Below are 14,133 nucleotides of genomic sequence, written 5' to 3' on the forward strand. Positions count from 1 at the left end.
TTTTTTCACTCCTAATTGGGAGAAGCGGTTTCTAATCCTGGAGCAGGGGTCAATTCTTCTGATGGTCGAGTTGGTGGGGTTTTCTCCTTGAGTTCTTGATCAATTCGTCGAAGAGCATCGAGTTGACTCATGAGTTCTTCAACTTTCTTTTCACTTGCTTGCAGTTCCTTTTGTAGCGACAACCTGATGGCCGGTTCTTTTTTTAATTCACTAACCTGTTTCGTTAAGGCCGTAATAACCTGATTTAATTCCTCAACCTTTCTATCGCGTTCATCCACATCATGCTGCAATGATTCAAGAGACGTCTGTTCCAGCTTCGCGACCAAGTCATACACAATAAATTCTCGATCAACAATCTCACGCGTCAAACGTCTAGCCAGATCGATGATTGAAATTTTTGCCTCGCGCTTCTGGGTACTCAGCACATCAATGAACCACAACCAAAATCGACTTTCAGCAGCCAAACGGCTCGACGGCTTGGCCGTAATCACTTTTTGAAAATGCGTTGCCGCTAAACCTTTGTTGGAATACAGCAATGCCAAACCTCGAAGAAAGTTTGGTTTTTGACAAGCTAACGGGGTCTTACACTCTTGAAGCTCTCGGTTTTGAGCCTCCACAATGGCTCGAAAAAATGGAATGTCTTCCGAATCAGGCTCAAATATTTTTGACATTGAAACATCCGAGCGCTGCGGCTGAGCCTGTACAGGATCAATGTTCCAAGATAAAAGGGAAACGCTCATTGTCACGCAACAGAACACCATTCCAAGCAGAACAGACAAGAGTTTAGAGGGAAGACATGACCATATCGTCATCTGGTGACTCCACTGGGCTTTTGATTGCCCACCATAACATGAACAGTCGTCCCTTTTCCGACTTCACTCTCAGCCCAGATGGTACCTCCATGAGCTTCCACGACTCTCTTAGCTAAAGCCAGCCCAATACCGCTTCCAACGTACGAGCGGCCTTCTTGAGATCGTCCTTGATAAAAACGTTCGAATATATGTGGTAAATCTTCAGGTGGAACACCTGGGCCTGTATCTGAGACAGAAAGATGAAAACTACCGCCATTCTCTGCGGCCCGTGACTGAATGGTAATAGACGACCCTTCAGGGCTAAACTTAATCGCGTTCGACAACAGATTTTCAGTAACCTGTTCAATGCGGGAACCATCAACATCCTGCATACGAACACGATCATGCGATAATTCTGTCACGAGTTGAATATGTTTACGTTCTGCTAAAAATTTCATTTTCTCGACCGATCGCAACACCAGACGATTCAAGTCTGTTGGGCTAAATTGATAGGCCAACATGTCGGCTTCCATTCGAGACAAATCAAGAAGGTTCCCGATTAACTGATTCAGACGCTGACTACTCTCCAGTAGGATCGTCAATGTCTCACGCTGATCGCGATTGATGGGGCCAGGGATTCCATCAACAAGAAGTTGTGTGCCCTCTCGTATCGAGGTTAACGGCGTGCGAAGTTCATGCGACACATTGGCGAGAAATTCAGATTTCATTTGATCCAATTGCTGTAATTGTTCACTCATCCAGTTGACCGTATGAACAAGTTCTCGTAACTCATGGGGCACGGTCACGGGGACCGTTCGTCCAAACTGCCCCTGCCCAATACGGCGTATTTGTCCTTGAACGCGTCTCAGCGGACGCAGAATACTATAACTGGCTACACCGGCCAAACCAAGTCCCAACAATAATGCCATGATCATGAGCTGCCGGGAAATATCAACCGCTTGAACTGATCGTACATGCGTATCGCGTAAAATCCCCCCGATACTCGACTCCTGTAACGTGATATACGAATTGATCGCCTCAGTCATAGAGTCAACTAACACATCTCGTCGACTCTCATAGGAAGAAATAGAGACCTCCGAGCGATCGTTTTGCTCTACCCCCTCACTTAGAAATAGCGTATGAAGTTCTTCATGGAGTTGCCTGACTCTCGCGAGTAGCTCCAGTGTTTTCTGAGAATCTTCCTGTTTTCGCAAAACCTCAAGCGTTTTTCGAAAGTTTTCGGCTTCTTCAAGAAATTCTTGTAACAACAAGGTATCCCGAAGAACGAGATATTGCTTATCACTTTTTAATTGTGCATATAAACTCACAATCAAACGTTTTGCTGTTTCAACAGCAGGGAAATGGTGAATAACAAGCTCTGCACTTAAATCCGTCAAGACACGAAGTTGATTGAGGACATACAGATTCACGCCGACCACCAAAGCGATAATGGTCAAATAACCCAATGCCGATCGCCAAAAAATAGAAAGACGCGAAAACATAAGACGACTATTGTCCGACAGTAAATAATTTCGTCACAACTGCCACAACGCGATCCTTCTTACCGATCCATCTTTCCTCACCCATACCATCAGCTCAAATTCATAATCCAGATTCTTTAACTTTTGCCTTTCCTAAAGGCAGAGTCAAACAATATTCAGACATATATTCCAACACAACCCAGAGGGACTCTCAAAGGCATTCTTAACAGAAACATGAATCAACAAATGCCAGTCTGAGAATAATACATCTTCTCTATCCCCCCAACCCACAAAAACATTCGCCCCATTAGAAAACACACCTCTCACAGACTAGTCAATTCTCATAGTCCAAACCGTGTATTTTAGCGTAAATATTAAAGTCGATATTAGAAAAACACGATTTCAAGATATCGTGAGATTCGCTTTTGTCATATTCTCGAAACTACGTATAACACATGAACATCATGACCTGCAGAAAATTAAAATTCTCTCATGCAATGATGACAACACCACTGTTGCGGTTTTTTATAACTTCCTAATTTCAAGAAATAAATACGGGAAACGTAAAATCGGCATATGAATTGCTTGGGAGAATGCCTGGGATTCAAAAGGTTCCGCAAAATGGATTAGCAATACCCGCCACAAGGGTCGTGGAATTATCTCATACGGTGCATGCCATCGTATGAATTGAGCATCAACATTAACTTCTAATTTTTTATTCTCAGTTTTGATTTTCACAAAACATCTTAATTGGAATCAGTCACGGAGAACTATGACAAGTCATACTGCCTCAGTGTGTAAAACCAATTTCCTCACAGTCTTTACATTGTTTTTGGTTGCTGTACTTTCTTCCCTTCCTCTTCATGGTCAAGCAGCCTCCCTCACACTAACGTGGGAACCTAATAACGAAAATGATCTTGCAGGATATAGAATTTACAAACGAATACCGCCCTCGACCAATTATGGAGCCCCAGCATTTTCTGGTTTTCCATCGAACCCTGTTGCCCCTTCTCAAACAATAGGAGGACTAACAGACGAAACACGTTATTCATTCATTGCCACAGCTATCGACGTCGCAGGAAACGAAAGTGCGCCTTCGAACGAAGTTTCAGGAACCACGACTGGCTCAACCACACCACCACCGCCTCCACCGCCAGCCCCAGGACCTCCCCCGCCTCCCCCACCACCAGGCGGCTCTGTCGTCTCCATTAACTTTCAACCAGCTTCTGCCAGCACACCGACGGGCTTTCTCAAAGATGATGGTGCGCCCTTCAACGCGTCCCGTGGCTATGGCTGGTCGACCCGCGTCAACACCCGTGAACGTAATCAATCGAGTAATCAGTCACTGGATACACTCATTCACTTTGACCAAGGTACCAACGTGACCTGGCAATATACGCTGCCCAATGGCCAGTACCACATCTCACTTGCCAGCGGCGATCCCACCTATCATCAGGGCCCACATCATGTTCAAGTCGAAGGCATCACCGTCATTAACAATGTTTCCACGCAGGCCAATAAATTTGTCACCGTCACCAACCGGCTCGTCACCGTCTCTGACGGCCAACTGACGATTCGCCTCACCCGCTCAGGCGGCAGTAGCAAAACACTCCTCAATTTTGTCCGTATTGCGTCGACGGGGTCGAATCCGCCACCGCCAGCCCCAGGACCTCCCCCGCCTCCCCCACCGTCAGGCGGCTCAGTCGTTTCCATTAACTTTCAACCGGCTTCTGCCAGCACACCGGCGGGCTTCCTTAAAGATGACGGGGCCCCCTTCAACGCCTCCCGCGGCTATGGCTGGTCGACCCGCGTCAACACCCGTGAACGGAATCGATCGAGCAATCAGTCACTGGATACACTCATTCACTTTGACCAAGGCACCAACGTGACCTGGCAATATACGCTGCCCAATGGCCAGTACCACATCTCACTTGCCAGCGGTGATCCAACCTATCATCAGGGGCCACATCATGTTCAAGTCGAAGGCATCACCGTCATTAATAATGTCTCCACGCAAGCTAATAAATTTGCCACCGTCACCAATCGTCTCGTCACCGTCTCTGACGGCCAACTGACGATTCGCCTCACCCGCTCAGGCGGCAGTAGCAAAACACTCCTCAATTTTGTCCGTATTGCACCTCAATAACAATTGAATAGCCCCGATTGACCACACACCTTCCAGAGAGACTGAACACTAACTCTTAGCAAGACTGAAGAGTCGATGAGAAGTCCTGAGAAGATGAAGCAATGGAGCAACTAAAGTGTTCTGTAAGATGGCCGATATATTTATTCATATGGAACACAATGTTCATCTAGTTGTGAACACGAAAAAATAAGGACAGGAATACACATGATAATCTAAACTTCACAACGTCTACCGTCATAACTATGAAGGCTCCTTCCCGATAAGGGCAAACCTACCGCGAGGTAGGGACGCAAAACCACGGGTCAGATGAACTCGCATCTGATAGCCGGGACACCGAAGGAAGGGCAGATTTTCAGTCAGCACCCCGCGGAAATGGGGCCTTCTTCGATTTTTCTACTTAAGGAGGGGCCTCATATGTTCACTTGGAGCCGAAATATACCAGCTATCGTTCTTGCCTTTGGGTTACTACTGTCAATTTCCCCAACTGTTTCTGCCGCTGAAAAAGATGTTGATTTAGAGTGGGCCCCAAACCAGGAAGAGGATCTCGCCGGCTATAATGTGTATCACGGCACAGCATCTGGCGTGTATGGGTTTCCGGACAATGTAGACAATAAAACGTCTCACCGTAAGGAAGACCTTGACTCGACAAAAAAACATTACTTTGCCGTCACCGCATATGATGAAGCGGGAAATGAAAGTTCTCCTTCTGCGGAAGTGAGTACACAGGCGGAAAACGTATTACACAATCTCTCTGTCTCGATCTCAGGTAATGGGACTGTTTCAAGTGCTCCCGCCGGTATTGGCTGCACAAGCTCCTGCAATTCATCATTCACTGAAGGACAGTCCGTTACCCTCTCTGCCACGCCAAAGTCAAATTGGAAGTTTTCCAGTTGGGGAGGAGCATGCTCCGGATCAGGTTCCTGTGTCGTCACCATGAACGCCGCGAAGTCTGTAACAATAAAATTTGTAGAATCGACAAAACCCCAACACAACCTCTCCGTTTCAATCACAGGGAATGGAACCGTTTCAAGTGCTCCCGCCGGTATTGGCTGCACAAGTTCTTGCAATTCATCTTTCACTGAAGGACAATCCGTTACTCTCGCAGCCACACCAAAATCCGGGTCAACATTTTCTAAATGGAATGGAGCCTGCACAGGATCTGGTTCATGTGTCGTCACCATGAGTACCGCGAAATCCGTAACCGCCACATTCGTAGCTACGTCAAACCCTCCTACTAACCCACCAACTGGTGGCACAGTCGTCTCCATCAACTTTCAACCGTCATCGTCTTCTACTCCGTCTGGATTCATCAAGGATGATGGGTCGCAATACTCGAGCAGCCGTGGGTATGGCTGGTCAACTCGCGTCAATACCCGTGACCGCAAGGCCCACAAAGATCAGTCGCGGGATACGTTTATCCACTTTGACAAAGGCACTTCGGCCACATGGTCCTACGATCTACCGAACGGGAAGTACTTTATCTCTCTCGCCAGTGGTGACCCCAGCTATGCACAAGGTCCGCACCATGTCGTGGTTGAAGGACAAACCGTTATCAATAATGTCTCGACACAAGTCAATCAGTTCAAAACGGTCACCAATTCCCCAGTGACCGTTTCCGATGGTCAATTGAACATTCGGCTTACTCGCAGTGGAGGCAGTCAAAAAACCATTCTGAATTATGTCCGTATTGCCCCGGCAGATCCGAATACTGTACCGGTACCTCCACCGAGCGTACCACCTATTGGGGGCTCAGTCGTCTCCATCAACTTCCAACCGTCATCGTCTTCTACTCCGTCTGGATTCATCAAGGATGATGGGTCGCAATACTCCAGCAGCCGTGGGTATGGCTGGTCGACTCGCGTCAATACCCGTGACCGCAAGGCCCACAAAGATCAATCACGAGATACCTTTATCCACTTTGACAAAGGCACTTCGGCGACATGGTCCTACAACCTACCGAACGGGAAGTACGTTATCTCTCTCGCCAGTGGTGATCCCAGCTATGCACAAGGTCCACACCATGTCGTGGTTGAAGGACAAACCGCTATCAATAATGTCACGACACAAGTCAATCAGTTTAAAACGGTCACCAATTTCCCAGTAACCATTTCCGATGGTCAATTGAACATTCGGCTTACTCGCAGTGGAGGCAGTCAAAAGACCATTCTGAATTATGTCCGTATTGCCCCAGAAGATTCGAACCCTGGAGTGCCCCCTACAGGCGGAACGCCTTCGGGAGGCGAAGCCGTCTCCATCAACTTCCAACCATCATCGGCCTCAACTCCTAAAGGATTCATCAAGGATGATGGGTCGCAGTATTCCAGCAGCCGCGGCTACGGCTGGTCCACTCGCGTCAATACCCGCGAACGAAACTTCCATCGCAATCAGTCTCGAGATACCCTTATTCACTTCGACAAAGGCAGTACCGCCACCTGGCAATATAACCTTGCCAATGGCAACTATCTCGTCTCTCTCGCCAGTGGTGATCCGAGTTATGCTCAGGGGCCACATCACATTACGGTAGAGGGGAAGCCAGTCATCCAAAATGTACGAACACGAGTCAATGAATTTCTCACCATTACCGATTTCCCTGTAACCGTCAGCGATGGAAAATTGACCGTCAACTTGCAACGACAAGGACAACATGTCATCTTAAACTATATCACGATCACTCCTGCCCCCTAGGCCTAGCCTAGGGAACGCTGGACCAGACATCGTTTACTTTTTGTAGCATTAGGCTTTATTTGAACTCGGCTTTAAAGGAAGACTATGAAAACGATAAAAGTAAAACGACAAACAATTGCGCTTCTGCTGACAACATTGATTTGCTTTGCCTCAGAACCAAGCACGGCGAGCGAGCTTGGGGATGTGGCGAATGCTATGCCGGCAGGTACATGGGCTGAGCTGAAAACAAACGGATTTACACCAGGCTATTTAATGTACCCAGGCGGGAACAACGCGCGGTCTACCCAGTACATGGGAGAAGCCACCTGGGATCCTATCGGCAAGCAAGTGCTGTTTCTCGGATCAGGACATTACAATTCTTCACAACTACATATTTATACGGATGCATCGAATACCTGGACAAGAGATCTCCTCGTCATGGGTCAAAAGTCTTCACTTGGACACGGGTATAATCACAACACGATTTCGCCCAAACATCGTCTCTTAGGATTTGTGAAAATTACTCCAAACTTTACCAACATCTATCATTACGATATTACCCAAAAAACTTGGAGGAAGGGGGCCCAGGGGCCCAATGGGGGTGGCATTGCGCATGCGCTTGAATATTTCCCCGAACGCAAAAAATGGTATGTCTTCGATGGCTCCAACGGATCCATTCGAGAATATGATTACGATTCAGACACCTGGAGCGTGTACGCCTCTAAAAAATATGAATGCTTTCAGGGACCAGGGCAACCTCAAAGAGGGTGGTACCATAATTTTGCTTCCTATAATCCCATCACCCATACCATCGTCTTCGGTGGGGGCAATACGAGTGCCTCAGGATTTCCTACGTCAAAATCTTGGTGCAAGATGGACGCAAATGGAGTGATTACAAAATTACCAGATGCGCCAACCATCTTACAGCTCCCTCATGCCAAAGAAGGCGGACTGATTACCATCGATCCCGTAACGGGAGACCTTCTGGTATTGAATAATATTGGGAAGTTTTATGCGTTTAACTTTAAGACAAACACGTGGAGCGTCATAGACGACGAGGCAACCAGACCAAGTGCACTCAATCGTTCCTCAGCCAATACCGTCGACGGCTTCGTCGTGCCAATTAACACATATGGCGTAATCATGTACGGGGATTATGCTGGCGATAAATCAACAATCTGGTTGTACAAACACGCTCAAGGTGGGACACCCGTAGCTCCACCCACAGCTGAATCGACTCCGGATACCGAAGACAGTGTCTCTGGGGATAACGTCGCACCGAACTCTCCAACCAAGCTGGTAGTCGTTCAATCTCAGAACCCACCGCCCCCACTTCCAACAGAGAATCCACCAAAAACGCCAAGATTGCCTGGAGCCGAATTTGCTATGCTCTGCCAACAAAGTACAACGATTTTTTGTCAGGATTTTAATGATCCATTACCTACCGACAAGAGCGACCTGCGAGAGGCCATCACATCGAATGACGGACGGTGCGAAAAACTGAAGAGTGATCCCACTAAAGGCTGTCCAGAAATCGTCGATGGCACCTTAAAGTTTACCGTTCCATCAAATAGTGGGAGCGGCGGGTCCGGGCAATATCACGTGCGCTTTGCGGACTTTCTCAACGGCCAATCAATCGGTCCGGGCCAAGAAGTGTTCATTCAGTGGAAACAACGATTTTCTGCGAGTTTTCTAAATACAAAATATGACCCCGGTGCCGGGTGGAAGCAGGGCATGATCGGAGCCGCTGATGAGTTCTCATGCTCCAGCAATGAAATTGTGCTCGTTGATACGAATCAACACGGGTATCCGAACATGTATCATGCCTGTGGATTTAATGATGGATTCGTCACCAGAGTCGGACGCTATGATTTTGACTACCAGCCTGGAGGACCGGGACCGTGCCTCCGATCTGATTGGCCAGAAAATTCTCCGACATGCGTTGAATATGTTCCTGACGAATGGATGACCTTTCAAGTTGCTCTCAAACACGGGCAACCTGGGGAAAAGAGTCGTGTTCGTTTATGGGTATCCCATGAAGGGAAGCCCAGCATCTTAACAATTGATTTCGAAATCAAGCTTCGCAATAATAAAGGATACGGCAAACTCTGGTTCCTTCCGTATCAAACCAATAAAAACAAAAGCCAAACACATCCAGTTGGGTACGTCTGGTACGATCAACTTATTATTAGCCACACAAAGTTACCGGACTGATCATTGATGATTGTGTCTTAAGCCATCAAGAACAATCTCTCTTCCTCCATCCTTTTCGGTACATGCTTGGGGTATGAATGCCCCACGCATGTACCGTATACGAACACAAACGGTCAACAAACAAATCCCAATAAGTTCCCGTCGAGTCAGCCCTTGAATACGATCGGGCAAAGACCAAGCGTAACTGATGGGTAATCTATCGTAACGACGGTATCCTTTAGATGTCAGGTATTCAAGTAACCCAGCGTCATGTCCCACATCAAACGTTGGAAGTTCAAGGAGATGAAGGGACCATCTTGAGTAAATCTTGGAACTGCGATGACTGCTTAAGTGTCTCAGTCACTCGCACAGCCATAGCCTGACTGCCTGCATCTTTAAAGTGTACAGAATCATTAAAATGTTGATCATCGCCAGGAATACGATTCTCACCTCCGATCAAGAGAACCTGGCGCCTTTTAGCCGTTTCACGAATGACGGCATTAAACGCATCAAAAGCATCAAATAGCCCCTGTGGTGTCATATAGGGCATATAGTAAATAGAGGTATTCATCGCCTGAAGTTGCTCTTCCAAGGTTTGTTCGTTCCTAAATTTGTGGGAAAACGTTGCCAGCGCGACAAGAGGCGTCACCGAGCGACTCGCATCCACAAGTGCCTCTAGCTGCTCAGAAAACTCCTGTGCGATCTCAGTAGACTGAAATAAAAGTTGAGCCGTACCTTCCTTGGCTTTGTTTTGTCGTTCATTCAATTCTAAATTTTTTTCAATGAGGAACCAGGTCAGAGACCACTGAGCAAGCCAGCTAGGATCTTCAGTTCTTCCAGAGAAAATACCCTGAGCCCTAGCCAACTTCCGAGTGATATAGCTGAGATCATTGGTGGCATGGTAAATCACAATCACATCCGGCGAAAGCGGTTTCACACGATGCTCTAAGGTCAACAGGGACTCTCCGACCGAGTATCCAGGAACGGCAGCATTGAGATAATCAAACCTAACCTCAGGGTATAATGTCTTGAGTTCTTTCCAGACCAGATGAGGCCATGTCATCTCATTGCTACTGACTTCCGCACACCAGGTCGTTGATCCACCCAGAAAAGCAAGACGAACCGTACCTTGAGGCTTGGGCATCTCTAATTCTGGACTCCTAAACCCCAATGAATTGACTTGAATCCGTCCCGTCTTGGTTCCTGGCTTAGGCACACGTAACCCGGTCTGTTGATCAACCGTAAAGCTTTGGACGGAGGTGGTCGCCGTTCCGTACTTGACCCACTGTCGAACACGCACAGTTGTTTCTAAGAGGACAACCAGAATCAAGATACTGACAAAAGCTGCAGCAATACCCAAACGCAGCTTTGTCGTATCACGTGTCAATTTACGACTCATGACTTTCTCGAACAACTGTTTTAAAATTTTCAGTCTTCACCCTAGTCTCCCTTGATAAGCTGATTTTATAAAAATCATCCAATCCAACAACATGGCAATACCATGAAGACAGAGAAAAACGCCTGTCATCAAGGCACCCATTCAGAACATAACACAAGAAAACAACTAAGATCAGCGAATACGCATTGAGACGATGAAACGATAGCTAAAGTCAAACTCAGGGTATCTAGGACGAATGATGGGAAAGGTCAAAGGGAAATATCGCGATAGGAATACCGAGGCACCTCAGGAGGATTCACAACATTTTTCAATCAACATATCCAATTTGTTCATCGAGTTTTTCCAACTGTGGTGCGATAACACACGCGACCGACCACTGCGAGCAAACTGATCTCGGTCTTGCGGATTATTCAGAAGACGAAGGACCGCATCTCGATAGCCTTCAACGGTCGAAGCCGTCAGAAAATCTTCTCCGGGAACCGCATCAATTCCCCCAGCAGCCTGCTCACTCGTGACAACAGGGATTCCCATGGCCATGGCCTCAAGCAGCTTATTCTGCGTCCCTCGCGCGATGGATAAAGGAGCGACATTCACGGCAGATCGATAAATAAAAGGCCTCACATCTTCCACAGACCCCGTCACCGTCACATTTGGGAGGTTCTCCAGAGCACGTATGGCCCTCGAAGGATTGGCACCCACAATCCACAGTTTTGTGTTGGGTCGCTGTTCACGAATGGCCGGCATGACGTTTTGGCAAAACCACATCATGCACTGTTGATTTGGGAAATAATCCATTCGGCCAATAAATGAAATGACGTCCGGATCGTAGGGGTCTTCAATGGGACAAAAATATTTGGTATCCACACCATTTGGGAACCAATCGGTCTGAACGGACACGCCATAGCTATTCAGCGTCTCCAGCTCGGCCTTGGTCGTACAAGTGCAGATATTGAAATTTTTAGCGAGATCTTCTTCAGCTTTTCGAAGTTTCACACTTTCAAGACGATAGCCGAGTGACATGGGGAAGCGACGAAATTTCGAATAGATCAGCCATTTCTGCGAGTCCATATCACCAAAATCCAGAATTTTTGGAATGGTCCGTACATCGGCCACATAAGGTGCGACAGAGGAACAGTGAACAAAAATGAGATCGAATCGACGTTCAGCAAGTGCCCCTGCAATTCGACGCTTGAGACGAGGCGAATAAAAATATCCCATACTCGCGGGGGATGCTGTGGGGATACTGCCAATCATGCGGAGAACGGCGGACGAGGCATTCACTTGTTCAAACATAAAATCATCACAATAGTCGCGGATACCCAAAGCCGCTTTCGATTCTTCATCAGAACGAGTTAAGGACGCCACCGTCACGTTGTGCCCCTCCTCGCTCATATGCTTGATCATATTAAATGGACGTATTTTTCCTCCCCGACTAGGCGGATAGGGGAAACGATGACAAAGATAAAAGATATTCAATGCACTAACTCGTCCTGAAGTTGGGCGGCCACATCAACCGGCAACTGCCCATCCAGATACATGCGGCTCCACAACTCAAAGTTCATCAACGCTAACAAATGATCGGTGTGGTCTTCTTTATTGGCCTCATGCAGGGCGATGGTTTGCTCAATTTCATGCCAATCAAATACCCCGCGTTGTTGAATCGATTCCTTAGAAAGAACAGACCTGAGGAGCGGTGAAAGGGCACCTTTGAGCCATGCTCCCATGGGTGCGCCAAATCCACGTTTCTTACGAAAGAGGATATCATCCGGAAGGATCCCCTTAAATGCAACTTTCAAAATATGCTTGAGATGCCGTCCATGAATCTTATATCGAGATGGCATACGTGCGGAAAGTTCAACGAGCCGTTGATCAAGAATCGGAACCCGACATTCCAGAGAAGTCGCCATGGTCATTTTGTCGGTGAGCAACAATAAGTCATCGGGCAATTGGGTCGCGATATCCACATGAAGAAGACGCCGCAGAGCGTCACCGTTTCCCGACCCCGATAACACCATACCCAATGAATCTGCTTCCATGTCATACGGCTCTTGAAGCAAGCGACTCCGCTGCATCCGACTGAACACTTGGACATACGTACGATATCGCTCATCAAATGAGAGTTCATTCGAGAGCATAAAACTCCGTGCATAGCGCGATAAGTTCAGGAGTGGGGAATGGCGATCACTCGGAAGACGATGAGCAAGCGGTGTCAGCACATGGCGACGCATCCACCCTGGTATACGATTATAATATTGACCATAATACTCGCCAAGATACCGACGATAGCCGCCAAACAACTCGTCGCCTCCCACGCCTGAAAGAATCACGGTCACATCGCGTCTGGCAAATTCCGCAACTAAATAGGTCGTGATAAATGCGGCATCGGCCATCGGCTCATCCATATGCCAGAGAAGGCGAGGAAGCAGTTGTACGACGTCAGGCTTAACCAGAATTTCTTTATGGTCGGTGCCAAAGAGTTCGGCGATTCTCCGAGCATAGGGAAGCTCATTGTAGTACTGGCCACCATCCGAATCTTCGAATCCGATCGAATACGTTTTCACCGGTTTCGTACTATGTTTCGCCATCATTGCCACCACACTACTCGAGTCAATCCCTCCGCTGAGAAAGGCTCCAAGAGGCACATCACTGACCATTTGCGAGACCACGGCAGATTCGAATGCCTCAATTAACTGATCCGCCCAGTCTCGCTCATTCATCGAATGATCGACAGTATCTGGAAATTGCCAATAACACCGAATTTCGCAATGATCGTTCTCGCACACCATGAGCGACGCAGGCGGCAGCTTACAAATACCACGAAACATGGAATATGGAGCTGGCGTATATCCGAGCGTCAAGTATTCTCTGAGCGCCATCGGATCGAGTTCGGCTCTGACCCCTGGGACCACTAAGATTGATTTGATTTCCGATGCAAAGATTAACCGTGAACCGTCATTCAGATAATAGAGCGGTTTGATGCCGAGTCGATCTCGACCCACCAGGAGTCGCCGACGAGTCGCATCCCACAGGGCAAACCCATACATACCGTCCAGATGGGAAACAAAGTCATCCCCATACTGCTCATACGCATGAACGACCACTTCGCTGTCGGTTCCGGTTTTGAAGGTATGTCCTAATCCGCGAAGTTCTTCTCGTAATTCTCGAAAGTTATAAATTTCACCATTACACACGACCCAGATGGTTCCATTTTCGTTCGAGATCGGCTGATGCCCTCCCGCCACATCGATGATCGCAAGACGTCGCATACCCAGGAGAACCCCTTTCCCCACATATTCACCATCATCATCAGGGCCACGATGGACCATGGCATCACCCATACGCTGGAGAACACTTGGTTCCTCCAGGTTATGTTCGGAAAAACTCAAAAGTCCGTAGATTCCACACATTGGAAATTACCTTTAATCTGTTCTTTCAATAACCGAGATCAGATACTTAGGG

8 protein-coding genes, 1 pseudogene and 1 riboswitch are annotated in these 14,133 nt (G+C 47.6%); of the genes and pseudogenes, 4 read left to right on the top strand and 5 right to left on the bottom strand.

All coding sequences use genetic code 11. From position 1 onward, the window contains the following. Positions 1-11: 11 nt before the first annotated feature. Complete coding sequence (locus tag ACWQXP_RS22195) at positions 12-671, bottom strand: hypothetical protein (RefSeq protein ID WP_454065068.1); 660 nt, start codon at positions 669-671, stop codon at positions 12-14. Between the two features lie 137 nt (positions 672-808). Then, positions 809-2,293, bottom strand: coding sequence for a sensor histidine kinase (locus ACWQXP_RS22200; protein ID WP_454065069.1), 1,485 nt, complete (start codon positions 2,291-2,293; stop codon positions 809-811). 751 nt (positions 2,294-3,044) lie between these two features. On the opposite strand from ACWQXP_RS22200, the gene ACWQXP_RS22205 reads away from it, so the two are divergent. The 4 genes and pseudogenes from ACWQXP_RS22205 (at position 3,045) to ACWQXP_RS22220 (ending at position 9,296) form a co-directional block, all read left to right on the top strand. Next, on the top strand, positions 3,045-4,418 hold the full coding sequence (locus tag ACWQXP_RS22205) for a hypothetical protein (protein ID WP_454065070.1): 1,374 nt from the start codon (positions 3,045-3,047) through the stop codon (positions 4,416-4,418). 254 nt (positions 4,419-4,672) lie between these two features. Further along, positions 4,673-4,756, top strand: a riboswitch (cyclic di-GMP riboswitch). 76 nt (positions 4,757-4,832) lie between these two features. Further along, positions 4,833-5,576: pseudogene (locus ACWQXP_RS22210) on the top strand (InlB B-repeat-containing protein); the annotation flags it as partial. A gap of 21 nt (positions 5,577-5,597) precedes the next feature. Further along, the gene (locus ACWQXP_RS22215; protein WP_454065168.1) at positions 5,598-7,103 is read left to right on the top strand and encodes a hypothetical protein; all 1,506 of its coding nucleotides are present in this window, start codon (positions 5,598-5,600) and stop codon (positions 7,101-7,103) included. An 84-nt stretch (positions 7,104-7,187) separates the two neighbouring features. Then, entirely contained in the window at positions 7,188-9,296 is a 2,109-nt protein-coding gene (locus ACWQXP_RS22220) for a hypothetical protein (RefSeq protein WP_454065071.1), read from the top strand. A 274-nt stretch (positions 9,297-9,570) separates the two neighbouring features. On the opposite strand, the gene ACWQXP_RS22225 is transcribed toward ACWQXP_RS22220, so the two are convergent. From ACWQXP_RS22225 to asnB, 3 genes are all read right to left on the bottom strand, one after another. Then, positions 9,571-10,674, bottom strand: coding sequence for an SGNH/GDSL hydrolase family protein (locus ACWQXP_RS22225; RefSeq protein WP_454065072.1), 1,104 nt, complete (start codon positions 10,672-10,674; stop codon positions 9,571-9,573). Between the two features lie 285 nt (positions 10,675-10,959). Beyond that, positions 10,960-12,150 (bottom strand): TIGR03087 family PEP-CTERM/XrtA system glycosyltransferase, encoded by a 1,191-nt coding sequence (locus tag ACWQXP_RS22230; RefSeq protein ID WP_454065073.1) that lies wholly within the window; start codon positions 12,148-12,150, stop codon positions 10,960-10,962. Next, positions 12,147-14,081 (bottom strand): asparagine synthase (glutamine-hydrolyzing), encoded by a 1,935-nt coding sequence (gene asnB, locus ACWQXP_RS22235; RefSeq protein WP_454065074.1) that lies wholly within the window; start codon positions 14,079-14,081, stop codon positions 12,147-12,149. Before asnB ends, ACWQXP_RS22230 begins: the two co-directional genes overlap by 4 nt. Between the last annotated feature and the right edge of the window lie 52 nt (positions 14,082-14,133).

Source organism: Candidatus Nitrospira salsa (assembly GCF_965152625.1).